Consider the following 20,715-nt stretch of genomic DNA (forward strand, 5'->3'; position numbering starts at 1 on the left):
CAGAACGCAAAAAAGCCTGCTTCGTATGAAGCAGGCTTTTTTTGCGCCGATGCCGCAGTAGCGGACCGGCAGACCCCAACGCAATACTTTAGTTGCCGCTGCCGTCGAACTGCGCGCTCACGCGCTGCTTGAGGCTTTGCGCCTGATCCGGCGTGAACGACGTTTCAACGCGGCGTGCGCCCGTGAAACGCTTTTCCCAATAGCCGTCGTCCAGGTCGTCGACACGGATCGTGCTGCCGGTGGACGGCGAGTGCACGAACTTGTTGTCGCCGATATAGATGCCGACGTGCGAGAACGTGCGGCGCATCGTGTTGAAGAACACGAGGTCGCCCGGCTTGAGGTTGCTCATGCTCACCTTCTCGCCGACGCGGCTCATTTCCTCAGCGCGGCGCGGCAGGTTCAGGCCCAGCGTGTCCTGGAACACGTAGCGCACGAAACCACTGCAATCGAGCCCCGAATCCGGCGTGTTGCCGCCCCAGCGGTAACGCACGCCGATCATGTTCAGCGCGCCCACCACGACGTCGCCCGCTTTGCCGGCCATGCCGGAAAGGAACGACTTCGCGCCGCCTTCGGACGGAGCCGGGGCAGCCGGCGATGCGGTCTGGGTAGCGTTTTGAACGGCGGGGAGCGACTGCGCATTCGCCGAATTGCTCGGCGAAAATGAGACATTCTGGTTAAAGCTGCTAGCTTCGTCGGCGAACGCGCCGGGAGCTGCTGCCATCAGGACGCCGATGAACATCCCGGCGACGACGCGCGTGCAAGCCTGGGTCAAGTATCGGTGCTGCATGGGTCGGTAGAAATTGCCCGTAAATCAGGGAGTTAGAAGAAAAGTTTGGACGATACTAGCCAGTAAGTATTTGTGTGTCAAAACTTATAGAAAAATACAATCGCGATGCGCACCTCATTGGTGAATTTCACCAAAATTCCCCCTAAAGTTCTTCGAACGTTCAGCGATCGAAGGCAGCTTTCAGCAACTTTCGCGTGTAAGGATGAATGGGGTCGTCAAAGATTTTTGTTACATCTCCCGACTCGACAATGGCCCCGTTTTGCATCACGGCGACGCGGTGCGCCATCGCCCCGATCACTTCGAGGTCGTGGCTGATGAACACGTAGCCCAGGTTGTACTTGCGTTGCAGATCGGTCAACAAACGCAGCACCTGCTGCTGGATCGAGACGTCGAGCGCGCTGGTCGGTTCGTCGAGCACGATCACGCGCGGCTCCAGCACCAGCGTGCGCGCGATGGCGATCCGCTGGCGCTGGCCGCCGGAAAACTCGTGCGGATAGCGTTGCAGCGCCGTGCGGTCGAGCCCCACTTCGCGCAGCACGCCCACGATGCGCTTGCGGCGCTCCTCGGCGGAAAGATCGGCGCGATGCAGCGCGAGCCCCTCCCCCACGATGCGCTCCACGGTCTGTCGCGGCGAAAGCGAACTGAACGGGTCCTGAAAGACCACCTGCAGATGCGAACGCAAACCGAGCTTGTCGCGGCCCTGATAACTCGCGAGCGCGCGCCCCTGGAACTCGACCGCGCCCGCCGCCGTGCGTTGCAGACCGAGCATCGCCATCGCGAGCGTCGATTTGCCGGACCCCGACTCGCCGACGATGCCGAGCGTCTCGCCCTGGCGCACCGACACGCTCGCATCGTTCACCGCACGGAACCGGCCGCGCTCGAACCAGCCCTTGAATCCAGGCAATTTCGTGGCGAAATCGACGCTCACCTGCTTCGCTTCCAGCAGCACCGGCGCGATCGGCAGAACGGGCAGCACGTTGCGCTCAGGCCGGCTCGCGATCAGGCGCTGCGTGTACGGATGCTGCGGCGACCCGAAAATCTGCTCGACCGCGCCCGTCTCCACGAGCTTGCCCTTCTCCATCACCGCCACGCGCTGCGCGAAGCGGCGCACGAGGTTCAGGTCGTGCGTGATCAGCAGCACCGACATGCCGCGCCGCGCCGCCTCCTCGCGCTGCAACTCAAGCAGCAACTCGACGATCTGGCCGCGAATGGTCACGTCGAGCGCCGTGGTCGGTTCGTCGGCGAGCAGCAGACGCGGACGGCACGCGAGGGCCATCGCGATCATCACGCGCTGACGCTGGCCGCCCGACAGCTGATGCGGATAGTTGAACAGGCGCCGGCGCGGCTCAGGAATGCCCGTGCGCTCCAGCAGCCCCACGGCCTGCTCGTAGGCTTCCTTCTTCGTCACGCCGTCGTGCAGCACGATGGTTTCCGCGATCTGCTCGCCGATCGTATAGAGCGGATTGAGCGCGGTCATCGGCTCCTGGAAGATCATCGCGATGTCGTTGCCGCGCAGGCCGCGCATCTCGCGTTCGCTCTTCGCAACGAGGTCTTCGCCGTCGAAGCGGATCGTGCCGTCGATCCGCGCGTCGCTCAGCAGACGCAGGATCGCGAGCGCCGTCACCGTCTTGCCCGAGCCCGATTCGCCGACGAGCGCCACGCGCTCGCCGCGCCCGATCGCGAGCGCGATGTCATCGACCGCCAGCGTCTCGCCGAAGCGCACGCTCAGATGCTCGATCGAAAGCAGCGGCGCGGGGATGTCTTGAGGCATGGCGCTCACTGATTGCCTCCGGCTTTCATCGCGTCGGCGATGCGCGTGTCGAGCGCGTTACGCAGCGCGTCGCCCATGAAGGTGAGCAGCAGCAGCGTGACGACGAGCACGCCGAACGTCGACATCGAAATCCACCAGGCGTCGAGATTGCCCTTGCCCTGCGCGAGCAGCTCGCCAAGGCTCGGCGTGGGCGGCGGCACGCCGAGGCCCAGAAAGTCGAGACTGGTGAGTGCGAGAATCGAGCCGCTCATGCGAAACGGCAGGAACGTGATGACGGGCGTGAGGCTGTTGGGCAGCACGTGACGCCAGATGATCTGCCAGTTCGACAAACCCATTGCGCGCGCGGCGAGCACGTAGTCCTGATTGCGGTTGCGCAGGAATTCCGCGCGCACGTAATCGGACAAACCGATCCAGCCGAACAGCGAAAGCAGCACGATCAGCAGGATGAAGCCCGGCTCGAAAATCGACGCGAAGATGATCAGCAGATACAGCTCGGGCATCGCGCTCCATATCTCGATCAGGCGCTGCCCGACGATATCGACGCGGCCGCCGAAATAGCCCTGTATCGCGCCCGCCAGCACACCGAGCACCGTGCCGATGGCCGTGAGCACGAGGCCGAATTCCACCGACACCTGGAAGCCGTACAGGAGTCGCGCGAACAGGTCGCGCCCGCTTGCGTCGGTGCCGAGCCAGTTCTGCCGCGACGGCGGCGCGGGGTTCGGCACCTTCGAGAAATAGTTGAGCGTGTCGTAGTAGTACGGGTTCGGCGGATAGATCGCGAAGTTGCCCGGCGCATCGAAGCGATGGCGCACGTACGGATCGAGATAGTCGGCGGGCGTCGGGAAGTCGCCGCCGAACGCGGTCTCCGGATAGTCCTTGAAAAGCGGGAAATACAGATGCCCTTCGTAGCGCACGACGATCGGTTTGTCGTTGCACCACAGCGGGCCCGCGAGGCTCGCCGCGAACGCCACGACGAAGATAATCAGGCTCCAGTAGCCGAGGCGCTGCTGCTTGAAGCGCAGCCATACACGGCGTGCGGGCGTGGGCGACTTGAAGGCGCGCACGCTCTCGGTGCGCAGGTCGGATTCGGCGCCGGTGCGGACTCGGTTCAACTCAGCGCTCCAGTTGTTCGAATTGAATGCGGGGATCGACCCACACGTAGCAAAGATCAGAGATCAGCTTGGTGAGCAAACCGATCAGCGTGAAGAGGTACAGCGTGCCGAGCACGACCGGATAGTCGCGCCGCACCACCGACTCATACGACAACAGGCCGAGGCCGTCGAGCGAAAACAGCGTTTCGATCAGCAGACTGCCCGTGAAGAACGCGCCGATGAACGCCGCCGGAAAGCCCACCACGAGCGGCAGCAATGCATTGCGGAACACATGCTTCCAGAGCACCGTGCGCTCGGACAGCCCCTTGGCGCGCGCGGTCAGCACGTACTGGCGGCGAATCTCTTCGAGAAACGCGTTCTTCGTGAGCATGGTGGTCACGGCGAAACTGCCGACCACCGAAGCCGTCACCGGCAGCGCGATATGCCAGAGGTAATCCAGAATCTTGCCGCCGAGCGAGAGCGTGTCCCAGTCGTCGGAGGTGAGATTGCGCAGCGGAAAGAGTTGCAGGAAGGTGCCGCCGCCGAACAGCACGAGCAGCAGCACGCCCAGCACGAAACCTGGAATTGCATAACCGATCAGCACGACGAGACTCGTGATCAGATCGAAACGCGAGCCGTTGCGCACCGCCTTCGCGATGCCCAGCGGCACCGATATCAGATAGGTCAGAAAGAACGTCCACAAGCCAATGCTGATCGACACCGGCAGCTTCGAAATGATCAGCTTCCACACGCTCTGATGATGGAAGTAGCTCTGCCCCAGATCGAAACGCGCGAAGCGGCCGAGCATCAGGAAATAGCGTTGCAGCGGCGGCTTGTCGAAACCGTAGAGCTGCTTGAGTTGCGCGATCTGCTGCGCGTCGACGCCCGAGTGCGCGCGCATGCCGAACGGCATGCCCTGCTCCGCGCCGCGGCGCAGATCGCGCACGGCCTGTTCGACGGGACCGCCCGGCACGAACTGGATCACGGCGAAGGTCAGCGTGAGCACGCCGAGCAACGTCGGGATCATCAGCAGCAGGCGTTTGACGATGTAGCTCCACATGATTCTGTGCTCGCTTCGAAGAGGATCAGTGCTGCGGCTGCGGCGGCGTTGAAGATGGCTGTGGCGATGGCTGTGACGATGGCGCCGACGACTTGAGCCACCACGTCGAGATGATCCAGTCGGTCGCGCCATAGTACAGCGGCAGCTTCGACGGATACGCGAGCGTGTTCTTGTAGGCCACGCGATGCGTCGCGCTATACCACTGCGGGACCACATAGTAGCCGTGCATCAGCACCCGGTCGAGCGCGTGCGTGGCGTCGAGCAATTGCTCGCGTGTCTGCGCCTGCATCATCGCCTTCAGGATCGCGTCGACGGCCGGCGACTTCAGGCCGATCAGATTGCCCGAGCCCGGCTCGCTCGCGGCCTTGCTGCCGAAGCGGTCGAGCTGCTCGGCGCCCGGCACCTGCACGTCGGGAAAGCGGATCGTCGTGATGTCGAAATCGAAATCGTCGAGACGCTTCTGATACAGCGCGAAATCCACCGAGCGATAGTTGATGCGAATGCCGAGCCGCGCGAGCGCCTGCGTGTACTGCGCCATGATCGGCGCCCATTGCGCGGAGGCGGCCGTATCGTCGATCACCTCGAACACGAAAGGCTGACCTTGCGCGTTGCGCAGCGCGCCGTTGCGATAGGTCCAGCCGGCCTGCGCGAGCAGCTCGCGCGCCTTGAGCAGATTCGCGCGCAGCGAGCCCGGCGGATCGGTATTCGGCTGCGTGGGCGGCGGCCCGAACACGGCCGGATCGAGCTGCTTGCGCCACGGTTCGAGCAACGCGAGTTCGCCCGGCGACGGCGCGCCCTTCGCCTGCAGATCGGTGTTCACGAACCAGCTGTCGATGCGTTTGTACTGGCTGTAGAACAGCATGCGGTTGAGCCACTGGAAATCGAGCGCGAGATCGAGCGCCTGGCGCACGCGCACGTCCTGGAACATCGGCTTGCGCAGGTTGATCACGTAGCCCTGCATGCCGGTGCCGTTATGCTGCGGAAACTCGCGCTTGATGAGTTCGCCGCTGTCGAACTTCTTGCCGACGTCGCGCCGCACCCAGTTGCGCGCGACGTATTCGACGAGCGCATCGTATTCGCCGGCCTTGAAGGCTTCGAGACGCGCGACGTCGTCGGAATAGAGCTTGTAGACGATCTGATCGAAGTTGTTTTGCCCGACGCGCACGGGCAGGTCCTTGCCCCAGTAGTTCGGGTCGCGCCGATAAGTGATGGTGCGGCCGTTCGAATAGCGCTCGATCACATACGGCCCGCTGCCGATCGGCTGCTCGAACGCGAGCTGGTCGAAGGCGATGCGGCTGCCGTCCGGGCGCAGCCCCCACTTGTGCGAGAACACCGGCAAACCGCCCGCGATGAACGGCAGCTCGCGGTTGTTGCTGCGGAACTCGAAGCGGATAGTCGCCGGATCGACCACCACGGCGCGCGTGATGTCGCTGTAGTACGCCTGCATCGACGGCGCGGCCTGGCGGCTCTTGAGCGTGTCGAGCGAGAACTTCACGTCGTCGGCGGTGACGGGGTCGCCGTTCGAGAAACGCGCGCGCGGATTCAGATGAAACGTGACCGAGAGACGATCGGGCGCGATGCGGATGTCGTCGGCGAGCAGACCGTACGCGGACGCGACTTCGTCCATGCTGCCCGTCGTGAGGCTCTCGAACAGCATGCCGAGCCCCGGCGCGGAGTTGCCGCGCAGCGTGAACGGATTGAATTTGTCGAAGCTCGTCAGACGGTCGGGATTCGCGAGCACGAGCGTGCCGCCGCGCGGCGCGTCCGGGTTCACGTAGTCGAAGTGCTTGAAGTCGGCCGGATACTTCGGCTCGCCATACTGCGCGATGGCATAGACCGCGTGCGCCTGCGGCATGGCCGCGAAGCACACGGTCAGCATCGCGGCGACGCCCGCCAGCGTGGATCGCAAGCCGTGCCGCCAGGCAGGATGATTTGCCGCACGCGCCACGCGCGTTTGCCTGCCTCGCGTACCTGTCGTCATAGAAAGGAGTTTGTCCGGGGTGCCAAGTCAATTGTGAGAGAATTCTACCCAAACCGCGCGGCGCCGCCTCGTCCGGCGCCCGGCGCATTGACCTGATTTAGGAGAATTCATGGGCTTCCTCGCTGGCAAACGCATCCTGTTGACCGGCTTGCTGTCGAACCGTTCGATCGCTTACGGCATTGCGCAGGCGTGCAAGCGCGAAGGCGCAGAACTCGCGTTCACGTATGTCGGCGATCGCTTCAAGGACCGCATCACGGAATTCGCTCAGGAATTCGGCAGCAACCTGGTGTTCCCCTGCGATGTCGGCGACGACGCGCAGATCGAAGCGCTGTTCACCGACCTCAAGCAGCACTGGGACGCGCTCGACGGCCTCGTGCACTCGATCGGTTTCGCGCCGCGCGAAGCCATCGCCGGTGACTTCCTCGACGGCATGACGCGCGAGAACTTCCGCATCGCGCACGACATCTCGGCGTACAGCTTCCCCGCGCTCGCCAAAGCCGCGCAGCCGATGCTCGCCGACAACGCGTCGCTGCTCACCCTCACCTACCTGGGCGCCGAACGCGCGATCCCGAACTACAACACGATGGGTCTCGCCAAAGCGTCGCTCGAAGCGAGCGTGCGTTACCTCGCGGTGTCGCTCGGCGCGAAGGGTGCGCGCGTGAACGGCATTTCGGCCGGCCCGATCAAGACGCTCGCCGCAGCCGGCATCAAGAGCTTCGGCAAGATCCTCGACTTCGTCGAACACAATGCGCCGCTGCAACGCAACGTGACGATCGAACAGGTCGGCAATACGGCCGCGTTCCTGCTCTCCGATCTGGCGGGCGGCGTGACGGCGGAAATCGTCCACGTCGATGCGGGCTTCAACGCCGTCGTTGGCGGAATGGCGAATCTCAGCGAGTAAGTCTGGGTTTCAGGTCGGGACGTCGTTGCTTCGTTGAGAACGCAACGGCGCCGCGCCCGACGCGTCATTCCGGCGCTATTCCAGCGTCATTCGATATCGCATGAAAAAAGCCGCCCTCGGGCGGCTTTTTCTTTTGGCCTGCGCTGTGCGCATTGTCAGGCGGGAACGCCCGAGGCCAACGCGCGTGTCATGCACGCGCGCCTGATTGGCTTAGTGCCAATGTCCCGGCGGCGGACCGCCACGATCCCAGTGACCACGGCCCGGACCGCCAGGACCGTAACCGCCGTGATGGCGATACCAGTCGTCACGGCCCCAGTAGCGGCGACCATCCCAGTAACGATCGCCGTGCCAGCCGATCACGATGGCCGGCGCGGCATAGACCGGCGCAGGCTGATAAACGACCGGCGGCGGAGGCGGCGGCGCATAGACCGGTGCGGGCGCGACATAAACCGGGGCCGGAATACCGATGTTGACACCGACGCTCACGCCAGCCATCGCCACGCTCGACGCACCGATAGCCAAGCCCCCGAGCAGCATTGCAACAACACGAGCGAACTTCATGGACTCACCTTTTGGGGTTGATGTTTTGTTGAAGCCAATATAGCGCAGGCTCCCCAGCCCGCGTATTTCAACTTTGTAATAACTGATGCACAAAAGCACGGCGCATTCACCGGGGTAACGTCTGGTTACACAGCGACGAATTAAAGCAACAGCGAACGCAGCAACCGACACGGCAGACGCAACAGCGACGCGAGAATAGCACCGACTGGCACAGCGTATCGGCGACGCCTGCAGGCCGCCTGCGATTCTCTGCAACCGTCATGACGCCCCGCGTGCATCGGCTTCGCGCAGTTTCTAGAACGCACGAACGCAATAACGGCTGACACGGAAAAAACTTTTGGCCGATTTATTTCGACATCCTGATTATCTCGATTGTTGGGAAAAATCCATTGAATCGAAACGTCGATCGAATTGAAAAAAGATTGGAAGCAGAAAGGCAGGAAGCCGCGAAATGTCTTTCAGAAAAATACGATCACGCAAACACCGCAAATTCGCGTATGACGATTTTCCGCGCGGAAAAAGAAAAACCCCGCAAGCCGAGACTTGCGGGGTTTCCACCGCCATTTTACTGGCGGAGACGGAGGGATTCGAACCCTCGATCCAGGTTTTGGCCCAGATGCTCCCTTAGCAGGGGAGTGCCTTCGACCTCTCGGCCACGTCTCCCGAAAACTTCGTTCGCGCCAGGGAGGCAACGCAACGAAGCCAAGATCATAGCGGGTTAAAACGCTTCGGTCAATTCATAAGACGCTTTTTTGCAAACTTTTTTCTGCTGACCTGCAGATGAGGTGCAGGCGAAGGTTTGCAGTGGCATCTCAAAACAAACTGACCGTCACATTCGCGTCACGCCATGCGCGATTTACGCGTGTTCCAGCTCGAAAACCTTGTGCAGCGCGCGGACCGCCAGCTCCATGTACTTCTCGTCGATCAGCACCGAGATCTTGATTTCCGACGTCGAAATCATCTGGATGTTGATGCCCTCTTCCGACAGCGTGCGGAACATCTTGCTCGCGACGCCAACGTGCGAACGCATGCCCACGCCGACCACGGAGACCTTCGAGACCTTCGCGTCGCCCAGCACCTGCTCCGCGCTCACGTGGCCCTTCACCTGGTTGTTGAGGACGTCGATGGCGCGCTGATAGTCGCCGCGCGGCACCGTGAACGTGAAGTCGGTTTTGCCGTCCACGCTCTGGTTCTGGATGATCATGTCGACGTCGATGTTCGCGTCGGCGACCGGGCCGAGAATCTGATACGCGATGCCCGGCTTGTCGGGCACGCCCATCACGATGATGCGGGCCTCGTCGCGCTGAAACGCGATACCCGAGATGACTGCTTTTTCCATGGTCTCGTCTTCTTCAAAGGTAATCAGGGTGCCCGACTTCATTTCCTCGTCGAGGTTCATCATCGGGTCGGTCAGGCTGGAGAGCACACGCGTCTTCACCTGATACTTGCCCGCGAATTCCACCGAGCGGATCTGCAGCACCTTCGAACCGAGGCTGGCCATTTCCAGCATCTCTTCGAACGTGATGCGGTCGAGGCGGCGCGCGTCGTCGACCACGCGCGGGTCCGTCGTGTAGACGCCGTCCACGTCCGTGTAGATGAGGCATTCGTCGGCCTTCAGCGCGGCGGCGACCGCCACAGCCGACGTGTCCGAACCGCCGCGGCCGAGCGTGGTGATGTGGCCTTCCGGATCGATGCCCTGGAAGCCCGTGATCACGACCACCTTGCCGGCGTCGAGATCGGCCAGCACGCGTTCGCCGTCGATGTCGTTGATACGCGCCTTCGTGAAGGCGCTATCCGTCTTGACCGGCACTTGCCAGCCCGTGTAGCTGATGGCGTCCACGCCCGCTTCCTGCAGCGCGATCGAGAGCAGACCGACGCTCACCTGTTCGCCGGTCGACGCAATCATGTCGAGCTCGCGCGGATTCGGCTGCGGCGAAATTTCTTTCGCGAGACCGAGCAGACGATTGGTTTCGCCGGACATCGCCGAGGGCACCACGACCATCTTGTGGCCAGCCTTGTGCCATTTGGCGACGCGCTTGGCGACGTTCTTGATGCGCTCGACCGAGCCCATCGAGGTGCCGCCGTATTTGTGTACGATGAGTGCCATTGTCGTTCTGAACTGGAGATGTTACCGCGCTGGCGCGCCGGGATTCGGCACCGCCGGGGTAAGCCCGGGGGTGTCCCGGGATAGAGGCCGCGGCGGCGCTCCGGCGCGTGCAGCACACGCGGAGTTTGCCCTCGGAACCGCGTGGCCGTGCTGACCCGCGCGCTCCGCCCGCATACCGCTACGACGTCCTTGCAACCGTCGGATGGAAACCGCTCGAAGGAAAAATCGCGCCTTCACGGCGAGCGCCGCTTTTGACGGCGTCCGTGAACGCGAAAAAGCGGGCTGGACAAACGAGTTACCCTACCCGATCGAGGTCAAAATTACAAGACGAAAATGGTCTGCGGGAGGCGAAAAAGGCTTGTGTGGCAAGGATTTGCGGCGTTCCGTCCAGGTCGGCGCGCACGAACTCCGGCGAAACGGCAAATTTGACCGCGACGCACGGGCGCGTCTCGTACGACGCGTGACGGCCGATCACGCGATCGTCAGATCCTCGCGCCATTCGATGCGGCGCCAGCGCTGGCCTGGCACCGCAGCATCGCCCTCACCGCCTTCGCTTGCGCCGAACGCCGAGCGATTCACGCCGATGCGGGGCACGAACAACAGCGTCTCACCCGCGTAAAGCAGCGGCACGTCGCGCTCCCAGGCGGGCACGCCACGCGATTGAAACAGATTCTTGAGCGTGCGGCTCACGTTGGCCGCTTCGTCGCGCAGACGCTCGCCACCGGAACGCTCGCGCGCAATGAGCGGCGTACGTTGAAGCACGGTTTCGGGGACGGCGTCGGGATCGTCGGCGTGGGCGGGCGCGAAAACGAAGCTGCCGCGCCACGACGGCAAACGCCACACTTCCTCGCCGCGCCAGTCGAGTTGCACGGGTGCGCGCACATTGCCGTCGTCCATCGATTCCTCGCTATCTGATGCGTTGCGTGATGAGCTAATTGATGAGATTGCGCCGCGCGCATCGCTCCAACTGACGAGTCCGCGATAACAACGCAGCGTGAAGCCCGCATGGTCGACGCGCAACGCGTGATCGCCACCCTCGCCCTTGAGCGCGACTTCGCGCAACTGACGCAAGGCATCGGCAATACGCGCAGTGGACGCCGCCGGCATGCCGCGCACACGCATCCAGTAGCGCAACAGATTGAGCGCGCGCGCGTCGTCGAGCGCGACGAGCGCCGCGTGCGACAGCGCGTCGCCGTCCGCCTGCGCGGCGTCGCGCAGATCGACACGCGCGAGATCGTCGAGCAGACGCTGCGCCGACGCCGCATGCGCCGCCGTGCGCGCGAGCGCTTCGCGAAAACCGGGGAAATGCGCCGAGAGCGCAGGCGTTACATCGTGACGCAGCGCGTTGCGCGCGTAACGCGTGTCTTCGTTCGATTCGTCCTCGATCCAGCGCAGATCGTAGGCGTGCGCGTAGCGCTCAAGTTGCGCGCGCAACAAATGCAGCAACGGCCGCACGCGCGGCAACGCGCCCGACACAGCGCGCTCAGGCGCCATCGCCGCGAGGCCCGCCAGCCCGGCGCCACGCAGCAATTGCAGCAAGACGGTTTCGGCCTGATCGTCGGCGTGCTGGGCGAGCCACAGCGACTGCGCGCCGTGCGCGGCGCACATCGCTTCGAGCGCGCGATAACGCGCCTCGCGCGCCGCCGCTTCCACGCCGGACGGATCGTCGTGCGCCACTTCCACGCGGCGCGCGTCGAACGCCACGCCATACGCGCGCGCCGTCGCCTCGCCGTGCGCGAGCCAGTGATCGGCATTCGGACTCAGGCCGTGGTGGACATGCAGCGCCACGAGACGCGCGGGCCCGACCGTGCGCACCGCCGCATCGAGCAGCACGGACGAGTCGAGGCCGCCGCTGTACGCAATCGCGATACGCGTGTCGTCGGGGAGCGTAGAAAGCACAACGCCGAGCGCATCGAGAACGATGCGCCCGGCGTCGGATGCGGGATGGTCGGTCAAGGCGTAGCGGCGCGCGAGCGCCGGACGTTGATGACGGCGTGCGCTTACGCGCCCGGCGTCGTTTCCTTGAACTTGCCGTAGGCCATCAGGCGCTCGAAACGGCGGTCCTTCAGCTCGGTGATGCTCATGCCCTGGAACTGGCGCAGCGAGTCGGACAGCGCACGGCGCAGCAGCGCGGCCATGCCCTTCGGATCGCGATGCGCGCCGCCGAGCGGCTCGTTCACGATCTTGTCGATCAGACCGAGCGCCTTCAGGCGGTGCGCCGTGAGGCCCAGCGCTTCAGCCGCTTCGGGCGCCTTGGCGGCGCTCTTCCACAGGATCGACGCGCAGCCTTCCGGCGAGATCACCGAATAGGTCGAGAATTGCAGCATCATGACCGTGTCGGCGACTGCGATCGCGAGCGCACCGCCCGAACCGCCTTCACCGATGATCGTCGTGATGATCGGCGTCTTCAGCTCGGCCATCACGTACAGATTGTGACCGATGGCTTCCGACTGGCCGCGCTCTTCCGCGCCGATGCCCGGGTACGCGCCCGGCGTGTCGACGAACGTGAAGATGGGCAGGCCGAACTTCTCGGCCAGACGCATCAGGCGCTCGGCCTTGCGATAGCCTTCCGGACGCGGCATGCCGAAGTTACGCGCAGCGCGTTCCTTCGTATCGCGGCCCTTCTGGTGACCGATGATCATGCAGGCCTGGCCGTTGAAGCGCGCGAGACCGCCGACCACCGAGAGATCGTCCGCGAACGAACGGTCGCCATGCAGTTCGTGGAAATCGGTGAACAGCTCATGCACGTAGTCGAGCGTGTACGGACGCTGCGGATGACGCGCGATCTGCGAAACCTGCCACGGACTCAGGTTCGCGTAGAGGTCCTTCGTGAGTTGCTGGCTCTTCTTCGACAGCCGGTCGATCTCTTCCGAAATATCGACAGCCGAGTCGTCCTGAACGAAGCGCAGTTCTTCGATCTTCGCTTCGAGTTCAGCGATCGGCTGCTCGAAATCCAGAAACGTGGTTTTCATGTGTTGGAATCCTTGCACTTTGCGGCAGCGCGTATTCTAACCGCGCCGGCCCGTGTCGAAATCGGCGCAGAACTATCGAATTGAGATAACGATAGGAAAATTCTGAAGAAACCAGGACAAATCAAACGGGGACGGAACTGCCGCGCATCCCGCGCGCGGCGCTCCACCCGATCGTCCCGGGCTTACGAAGGCTCGAGACTGCGCCACATATACCAGGTTGCGACGGTACGCCACGGCTCCCAGTTGGCCGCCACTTCCCGCGCTTCGCTGCGCGTGACGGGCTCGCCGCTGAAGTAATTGACGCTGATCGCCTGAATCAGACCGAGGTCGTCGAGCGGCAGCACGTTCGGGCGCGCGAGATTGAAGATCAGGAACATCTCGGCGGTCCAGCGGCCAATGCCGCGGATAGCCGTGAGTTCGGCGATCACGTCCTCGTCGTCCATCGTGGTCCATTTGCCCACGTGCAGCGCGCCGGACACGAAATGCTGCGCGAGATCGAGGATGTACTCCGTCTTGCGCTTCGAGAGCCCGCAGGCCGCGAGCTTTTCGTGGCCGAGCTTGATGAACTGCTGCGGGACGAGCTTCGGGCACGCCGCCTCGACTTTCTGCCACAGCGCCTGCGCCGCGGCCGTCGAAATCTGCTGACCGACCACCGAGCGCGCGAGCGTGACGAACGGATCGTCGCTGCTCATCAGATGCACGGGGCCGAACTTCGGAATGAGCTTCTTGAGGATGCGGTCGCGCTTGACGAGGTCCGCGCAGGCCTTGTCCCAGTAGTCGGGGCGCACCACCTCGGACTCGCCGCCGCGCGCGGGCGCAGCCGCTGCATCCGCAGCGTCGCCATGCGCGCCTTCAGGCGACGCGGCCGGCATCGCGCCGACACCGTCGACGGCGCCATTGGTCTTCGCGCGTGTCTTGCCCGCGCCTTCCGGCGCCGTGCCGTTGAGCACGCGCTTCTTGACGCCGTCCGTCTTCGCGACGTCGGCGTCCTGCTGTTTCTGGGCGCCGCGCGCGGCGCGTTTCGCCGCCTCGCCTGCCGCGCCCGTGAGCGACGCAGACCGCCTGGCCTGCGTCTTCGTGGCCGTTGCCATCCTGCCTCCTGCCTCGCGAATCGATCAGTGGAAACTGGACAGCCCGCTCATACGCGGCGCCACTCGGTCAATCCGCCCGGTTTGTCTTCGAGCGCGACACCGGCATCGAGCAGTTCGGCCCGGATCCGGTCCGCCTCCGCATACTGTTTCGCCTGCTTCGCGGCGACGCGTGCGGCAATCTTCGCCTCGATCGCGGCCACGTCGAGCGCGTCCGCGTCCTGCGCACCTGCGGCCTGCTGCAGGAACACGCGCGGTTCGCGCACGAGCACGCCGAGCACGCGGCCCAGACGCTGCAACTGACGCGCCAGCACCGTGTCGCGCGTGCGGTTCACTTCGCTCGCGAGTTCGAACAGCACCGCCATGGCGACCGGCGTATTGAAGTCGTCGTTCATCGCGGTACGGAAACGCTGCGCGTACGCTTCGTTCCAGTCGAGCTCGCCGGCATCCGGCGTCACATCCTTGAGCGCCGTGTACAGACGCGTGAGCGCGTTGCGTGCGTCGTCGAGATGCACGTCGCTGTAATTCAGCGGCGAGCGGTAATGCGCGCGCGCCATGAAAAAGCGCACCACTTCGGCGTCGTACTTCGCGAGCACTTCGCGGATCGTGAAGAAGTTGCCGAGCGACTTCGACATCTTCTCGTTGTCGATCTGCACGAAGCCATTGTGCATCCAGTAGTTGACGAACTTCTCGCCCGTCGCGCCTTCGCTTTGCGCAATCTCGTTTTCGTGGTGCGGAAACTGCAGATCCTGCCCGCCGCCATGAATGTCGAAATGATCGCCGAGCAGCGTGCAGCCCATCGCCGAACATTCGATGTGCCAGCCCGGACGGCCACGACCGTATTTCGAGTCCCAGCTCGTGTCCGCCGGCTCTTCCGGTTTTGCCTGTTTCCACAGCACGAAGTCAAGCGGATCCTGCTTGGCATCGTTCGCCGCCACACGCTCGCCCGCGCGCAGGTCCTCGATCGACTTGCCCGAGAGCGCGCCGTAATGCGCGAACTTGCGCACCGCGTAGTTCACGTCGCCGTCCGAACCTTGATACGCGTAGCCGTTCTTTTCCAGCATGCCGATCATGTCGAGCATCTGCGGAATGTACTGGGTCGCGCGCGGCTCGTGATCGGGACGCGCGACGCCGAGCGCGTCTGCGTCTTCATGCAGCGCGTCGATGAAACGGTCCGTGAGCTGCTTGATGGTTTCGCCGTTTTCCACCGCACGGCGAATGATCTTGTCGTCGATGTCGGTGATGTTGCGCACGTAGGTCACGTTGTAACCGAGCGTGCGCAGCCAGCGCTGCACGACGTCGAACACCACCATCACACGCGCGTGGCCAACGTGACAATAGTCGTACACCGTCATGCCGCAGACGTACATGCGTACGACGCCGGGCTCGAGTGGCACGAAATTTTGCTTGTCACGCGCGAGCGTGTTGTAGATGCGCAGTGATTCCATAAAGACGATGGATACGTGGGTCGAAAGAAATCCGCGGCAGCGCCGACAGCAGCCAGCGGGTGCGTGCGAAGCACCGCGCTCCTGGAGGCTGCGTACAGTCGCGCTCAATCAGTCATCAGGGCGGAGACGACCACGAGTGGCGAAAGAAAGCCTGGCGTTCAGCACAGCATCGCGCGCAATCTTGCGGGGCGACGACGCCTGCATGACGTTTGCGCGAAGTTTGCATGTCGCTCGTGAAGCTGGCGCACAACCGTTCCGGAACTTCCCGTAACCAGCCGGAACTGGCACCGAACCGGGCGCTGCGATTTCACGCGACGAAAACGCACAGACCTTTTGTTAGAATGGCTCGGAGTATAACACCGCGACCTCACCCTATGAAATCTTCCAGCGGCCGCGCGACACGCGCTGCGACCTTTGCGGCGGCGGCTCTCGCGAGCGTCGGTTTCGTTCTCTGCGGCCTGTCCGCAGCGCATGCGGCACCGCCCGCCACGGCCGACGGCACGCCCGGCGCGGACTCCGCCATCGCCCAGCACAACTGGGCGTCGGCGCTGAACGAACTCGACGCGCGCATCAAGACGAACCCGCGCGACGTGCAGGCGAAGTTCAAGCGCGCGACCATCCTCGCGCGCCTCGGCCGCGACGACGACGCGATCGAAGCCTTCACCGAACTCACGCAGAGCTACCCGGAGCTGCCCGAGCCCTATAACAATCTCGCGGCGCTCTACGCGAAGCACGGCCGTTACGACGAAGCCCGCATCGCGCTGGAAACGGCGACCAAGGCGAACCCGTCGTACACGCTCGCGTGGGAAAATCTCGGCGACCTGTACCTGCGTCTCGCTGACGCGTCGTACCGCCGCGCCTCCTCGCTCGGCCACACGAGCGGACCCACGCAGCAGCGTCTCGCCGACATCGAGAAGATCGTCAATCCGCCGGCGGCGTCGAAGAAGGCGCGCGGCGAATCGGCGGCGTCGGACGCAGGCACGACCAAACGCGTGGGGCCGATGCTCGACAATCCGGTGATCCAGTTCGGCGGCCCGACCGGGTCGCTCGCGATGCCGCCCTTCGTGGCGCCATCGAACTAAGCCGCAGCACGCCGCGCGCGGCGTGACTGCGACACGTTTTTCCCCGCACTTCCGAGGATACTCATGAAATGGTTGATGTTGGCGCTCGGCAGCGCCGCCCTGATCGCGAACGCACCCGCCTTTGCGCAGAACGGCCCGCAAGCCGCGCATCCGCAGGTGCTCTTCAAGACCAGTGATGGCGACATTCGCGTCGAACTCTATCCCGAGAAGGCGCCCAAGACCGTCGACAACTTCCTCCAGTACGTGAAGTCCGGCCAGTACAACGGCACGATCTTCCATCGCGTGATCCGCGGCTTCATGATCCAGGGCGGCGGCTACACCACGAGCTTCGTCGAGAAGCCCACGCGCGCGCCCATTCCGCTCGAAAGCAAGAACGGCCTGAAGAACACCACCGGCATGCTCGCGATGGCGCGCACGAGCGACCCGAATTCGGCGACGGCGCAGTTCTTCATCAACACCGTGGACAACGCCAACCTCGACTATCCGAATCCGGACGGCAACGGCTATGCCGTGTTCGGCAAGGTCACGCAGGGTCTCGACGTCGTGAAGAAGATCGAAGCCACGCCGACGACCTCGCGCGGCCCGATGTCCGACGTGCCGCAAACGAACGTCGTGATCCAGTCGGCCACCGTGGTCGGCAAGTAAGCACGCGAGCAGGCAGCAAGCAGCGCACAACCCACCATTCGTCGCGCGGCGCGGCGCCGGCACACGCGAAGGCAGACGCCCCGCCTCGTGCCGAAACCGCACCGCCTTTTCACCCCCGCCTCAGACACTCAGGCACCCACAGGCAAAGGATTCCATCATGGTCGAACTGCATACGAACCACGGCGTCATCAAGCTCGAACTGAACGCCGAAAAGGCGCCGAAGACGGTCGCTAACTTCCTCAACTACGTGAACAGCGGCCACTACAACGGCACGGTGTTCCACCGCGTCATCGACGGCTTCATGATCCAGGGCGGCGGTTTCGAAGCCGGCATGAAGCAGAAGCCGACCGAAGCGCCGATCGAAAACGAAGCCAACAACGGCCTGAAGAACGTGCGCGGCTCGATCGCGATGGCGCGCACCAACGACCCGCACTCGGCGTCGGCGCAGTTCTTCATCAACGTGGCCGACAACGACTTCCTGAACCACTCGTCGCCGACGCCGCAAGGCTGGGGCTACGCCGTGTTCGGCAAGGTCGTCGACGGCCTCGACGTGGTCGAGAAGATCAAGTCGGTCAAGACGGGCTCGAAGGGCTTCCATCAGGACGTGCCGGTCGACGACGTCGTGATCGAGAAGGCTGTCGTCGTCGAATAACGCAACAGGGCGCTCGCTTCATCGATGCTGCAGGACAAGGCACTCAGACACGCCGCCGCGGGCGTGCCCGGCGAGGGCAAGCGCCCTCACGCGGCGCGCCCGTTTCTCTTCATCTCGGACCTGCATCTGAATGAAGCGATTCCGCACACGGTCGCCGCGTTCGAACACTTCATCCATGTGACGGCCGATCAGGCCGACTCGGTGTTCATACTCGGCGACCTCTTCGAATACTGGATCGGCGACGACATGCTCGCCAATCCGTTTTTCGCGCGCATGGCCGCGTTGATGCACACGCTCTCCGAGCGCGGCATCGCGCTGTACATCATGCACGGCAATCGCGATTTCCTGATGGGCAAACGCTTCATGAAAGCGGCGGGCGCAATCTGGCTGCCCGACCCCATCGCGATCACCGCGTTCGGCACGCGCATCGCGCTCGCGCACGGCGACGCCCTGTGCACCGACGATCGCGGCTATCAGTTCTTCCGTAAATTCGCGCGCAACCGGCTGCCGCAACTGCTGTTTCTCGCGTGGCCGTATCGTTGGCGCATCGCGCTCGCCGAACGCGCGCGACGCGCGAGCGAGGAACGGCGCGACGGGCCGTCGCTGCCGAAATACGACGTGACGGCGAAAGGCGTCGCGGCGCTGTTCAAGCGCGCGCGCACGAACACGATGATTCACGGCCATACGCATCGGCCCGCGCGTCATCAGGAACCCGGCGGCACGCGCTGGGTGCTGCCCGACTGGGATCTCGATCACGGCAAGCCGCGTGGCGGCTTTCTGCGCGTGGACGCGGAAGGGTTCAGGATGTTGCCGCTCGATTGAGGGCGCGAGGCGCGAGAGATCGCACCGGATACGAAAACAGCCGCTTCAAGCGGCTGTTTTATTTTGTGACGCGTTGTTTTACGGCGTCGAACGGAAACGCTCAAACGCGCGCAGTCGCCTCATCGCGCGACTGCGCCTGCTCCGCTTCGCGTGGCACAACGCCGCCCTCGAAACCCGCCGAAAGACGACGCAATTCGGCAAGCGCCGCATCGGCGCCATGCAGCGCTTCGAGGCGCGCGCCCAGACGTTCGAGCGCGACGACGATCGAATCGACACGCTGCGTCTGCGTCGCCGCGTGATCGATCAAACCGTGAATGGCCAGCGACACCGGATCGTCGGCGTTCGGCGAAATGCCGTAGGCGCAGAAGCCCTCGCGCGCAGCGGCCTTCGACGGCTGCGGCGACGCCTTCTCGTGCGCAGCCGCGGACGAGACTTCCGGCACAACCGCCGGCACGACGATACGCGCCGGATTGCCCACCGCCGTCGCGCCGTCGGGCACCGGCTTCACGACCACGGCATTCGAACCGATCTTGGCCTGCGCGCCGACCGTGAAACCGCCGAGCACTTTCGCGCCCGCCCCCACGATCACGCCCGCGCCGAGCGTCGGATGGCGCTTCGCGCCGCGCGTGAGCGACGTGCCGCCGAGCGTCACGCCTTGATAGATCGTGCAGTCGTCGCCGACTTCCGCCGTTTCGCCGATCACGACGCCCATGCCATGGTCGATGAACACGCGTCGGCCGATGGTCGCGCCCGGGTGAATTTCGATGCCGGTGAGAAAGCGCGCGAGCTGTGAGACGTAGCGCGCGAGCCAGCGGCGCTTCGCGCGCCAGCAGGCATGTGCGAAACGATGCAGCACGAGCGCGTGCAGACCCGGATAACAGGTGAGGACTTCCCAGGCGCTGCGAGCGGCGGGATCGCGCTCGCGGATCGTGGCGATATCTTCGCGAAGTCTCTTGAACATGGTTTTCACACGCTTCGAACGTGAGGAACAGGGGAACCGGCCGCGCGTCATCCGTGCGTCGTCGCTGCGGGGTGCGCGCGGCTCGTGCGTGGTTTCAGGGAAGGTCGAATCGTCAGGCGATCCGGCCGTCGAATCCCTTAGCAGCCACGCTGATTTGCTTGTGATATGCAGTCGATTGTAGGCGAAAGGCGCACGCGGCCCCGGAAGTCCACGCGGCCATCAAGGTTGGAGCGGCGAACGCGCCGAAACCCGCCGCAAAGGCCTACTTCGCGCCGTCCTTGCTCTTCAGGAGAATGTGCTTGGCGATGCCGCGCACGATATTGACTTCCTCGCGCTCGAGCCCCGAACGCGCGAACAGGCGCCGCAAACGCGACATCAGCTTCTTCGGATTGGCCGGATCGAGAAAATCGAGCGCGATCAGCGCGTTTTCCAGATGCACGTACATGCGCTCGATATCGTCGCTGGTGGCGAGCGGCGTCGCCGTTTCCTGCACGCCGGCGGTCGGCAGTGCCGCGCCCGGCGTGTCCCCGGACAGATACGCTAGCCGCAGTTCGTAGGCCAGCACCTGCACGGCCTGCGCGAGATTGAGCGAGCTATACGCCGGATTGGCCGGAATGTGCGCGAGCGCGGTGCAGCGCTCGACGTCTTCGTTCGACAGGCCCGTGCGCTCGTTGCCGAACACCAGCGCGATGTCGCCGTGCGCGACCTGGCGGCACGCGTCCTGCACCGCGACGCGCGGCGCGGCCGGCGGCGGTCCGTATTCGCGGGTGCGCGCGGTCAGGGCGA

At 64.1% G+C, this 20,715-nt stretch carries 18 protein-coding genes and 1 tRNA gene; 5 read left to right on the plus strand and 14 right to left on the minus strand.

Features of this window, described 5'->3' with window-relative positions:
• Positions 1-88: 88 nt before the first annotated feature.
• From G3N97_RS17625 to G3N97_RS17645, 5 genes are all read right to left on the minus strand, one after another.
• The gene (locus G3N97_RS17625; RefSeq protein ID WP_074984471.1) at positions 89-787 is read right to left on the minus strand and encodes a C40 family peptidase; all 699 of its coding nucleotides are present in this window, start codon (positions 785-787) and stop codon (positions 89-91) included.
• Positions 788-947: 160 nt separating this feature from the next.
• Positions 948-2,558, minus strand: a complete 1,611-nt coding sequence (locus G3N97_RS17630; RefSeq protein WP_205994403.1) for a dipeptide ABC transporter ATP-binding protein — start codon at positions 2,556-2,558, stop codon at positions 948-950.
• Between the two features lie 5 nt (positions 2,559-2,563).
• Entirely contained in the window at positions 2,564-3,670 is a 1,107-nt protein-coding gene (locus tag G3N97_RS17635) for an ABC transporter permease (RefSeq protein ID WP_065060201.1), read from the minus strand.
• Position 3,671: 1 nt separating this feature from the next.
• Positions 3,672-4,709 (minus strand): ABC transporter permease subunit, encoded by a 1,038-nt coding sequence (locus G3N97_RS17640; protein WP_065060202.1) that lies wholly within the window; start codon positions 4,707-4,709, stop codon positions 3,672-3,674.
• A gap of 25 nt (positions 4,710-4,734) precedes the next feature.
• Positions 4,735-6,588, minus strand: a complete 1,854-nt coding sequence (locus tag G3N97_RS17645; protein WP_241030649.1) for an extracellular solute-binding protein — start codon at positions 6,586-6,588, stop codon at positions 4,735-4,737.
• 211 nt (positions 6,589-6,799) lie between these two features.
• Between G3N97_RS17645 and fabI the strand changes: the two genes are divergently transcribed.
• Positions 6,800-7,591: an enoyl-ACP reductase FabI gene (fabI, locus tag G3N97_RS17650; RefSeq protein WP_205994405.1), complete on the plus strand. Its 792-nt coding sequence runs from the start codon at positions 6,800-6,802 to the stop codon at positions 7,589-7,591.
• A 210-nt stretch (positions 7,592-7,801) separates the two neighbouring features.
• Here the strand turns inward: fabI and G3N97_RS17655 are convergent, their stop codons facing one another.
• From G3N97_RS17655 to cysS, 7 genes are all read right to left on the minus strand, one after another.
• Positions 7,802-8,152 carry a hypothetical protein gene (locus tag G3N97_RS17655; RefSeq protein WP_205994406.1) on the minus strand — a complete coding sequence of 117 codons (351 nt, stop codon included), beginning with the start codon at positions 8,150-8,152 and terminating at the stop codon, positions 7,802-7,804.
• A gap of 569 nt (positions 8,153-8,721) precedes the next feature.
• Positions 8,722-8,815: transfer RNA gene (locus G3N97_RS17660), tRNA-Ser, on the minus strand.
• A 193-nt stretch (positions 8,816-9,008) separates the two neighbouring features.
• Complete coding sequence (locus tag G3N97_RS17665; RefSeq protein WP_205994407.1) at positions 9,009-10,259, minus strand: aspartate kinase; 1,251 nt, start codon at positions 10,257-10,259, stop codon at positions 9,009-9,011.
• A gap of 471 nt (positions 10,260-10,730) precedes the next feature.
• On the minus strand, positions 10,731-12,215 hold the full coding sequence (gene tilS, locus G3N97_RS17670) for a tRNA lysidine(34) synthetase TilS (RefSeq protein WP_205994408.1): 1,485 nt from the start codon (positions 12,213-12,215) through the stop codon (positions 10,731-10,733).
• Between the two features lie 44 nt (positions 12,216-12,259).
• Complete coding sequence (locus G3N97_RS17675) at positions 12,260-13,231, minus strand: acetyl-CoA carboxylase carboxyltransferase subunit alpha (RefSeq protein ID WP_205994409.1); 972 nt, start codon at positions 13,229-13,231, stop codon at positions 12,260-12,262.
• 182 nt (positions 13,232-13,413) lie between these two features.
• On the minus strand, positions 13,414-14,322 hold the full coding sequence (locus G3N97_RS17680; RefSeq protein ID WP_205994410.1) for a DNA-3-methyladenine glycosylase: 909 nt from the start codon (positions 14,320-14,322) through the stop codon (positions 13,414-13,416).
• A 47-nt stretch (positions 14,323-14,369) separates the two neighbouring features.
• A complete protein-coding gene (cysS, locus tag G3N97_RS17685) occupies positions 14,370-15,767 on the minus strand; it encodes a cysteine--tRNA ligase (protein WP_205994411.1) in 1,398 nt (465 codons plus the stop codon).
• 374 nt (positions 15,768-16,141) lie between these two features.
• Here cysS and G3N97_RS17690 point away from each other — a divergent pair, with 374 nt between their 5' ends.
• The 4 genes from G3N97_RS17690 to G3N97_RS17705 all read left to right on the plus strand — a co-directional run bounded on the left by G3N97_RS17690 (position 16,142) and on the right by G3N97_RS17705 (position 18,968).
• The gene (locus G3N97_RS17690; RefSeq protein ID WP_205994412.1) at positions 16,142-16,849 is read left to right on the plus strand and encodes a tetratricopeptide repeat protein; all 708 of its coding nucleotides are present in this window, start codon (positions 16,142-16,144) and stop codon (positions 16,847-16,849) included.
• Positions 16,850-16,912: 63 nt separating this feature from the next.
• The gene (locus G3N97_RS17695) at positions 16,913-17,494 is read left to right on the plus strand and encodes a peptidylprolyl isomerase (protein ID WP_074984459.1); all 582 of its coding nucleotides are present in this window, start codon (positions 16,913-16,915) and stop codon (positions 17,492-17,494) included.
• A 157-nt stretch (positions 17,495-17,651) separates the two neighbouring features.
• Positions 17,652-18,146 (plus strand): peptidylprolyl isomerase, encoded by a 495-nt coding sequence (locus G3N97_RS17700; RefSeq protein ID WP_065060212.1) that lies wholly within the window; start codon positions 17,652-17,654, stop codon positions 18,144-18,146.
• A 24-nt stretch (positions 18,147-18,170) separates the two neighbouring features.
• Positions 18,171-18,968 carry a UDP-2,3-diacylglucosamine diphosphatase gene (locus G3N97_RS17705; protein ID WP_065060213.1) on the plus strand — a complete coding sequence of 266 codons (798 nt, stop codon included), beginning with the start codon at positions 18,171-18,173 and terminating at the stop codon, positions 18,966-18,968.
• 100 nt (positions 18,969-19,068) lie between these two features.
• Here the strand turns inward: G3N97_RS17705 and cysE are convergent, their stop codons facing one another.
• Positions 19,069-19,929 (minus strand): serine O-acetyltransferase, encoded by an 861-nt coding sequence (gene cysE, locus G3N97_RS17710; protein ID WP_205994413.1) that lies wholly within the window; start codon positions 19,927-19,929, stop codon positions 19,069-19,071.
• Between the two features lie 262 nt (positions 19,930-20,191).
• The coding region (locus G3N97_RS17715) for a TrmH family RNA methyltransferase (protein WP_277397746.1) at positions 20,192-20,715 on the minus strand (524 nt) is incomplete at its 5' end.

Source organism: Paraburkholderia sp. Ac-20347 (genome assembly GCF_017104805.1).
In the GTDB taxonomy this organism is placed as follows: domain Bacteria; phylum Pseudomonadota; class Gammaproteobacteria; order Burkholderiales; family Burkholderiaceae; genus Paraburkholderia; species Paraburkholderia tropica.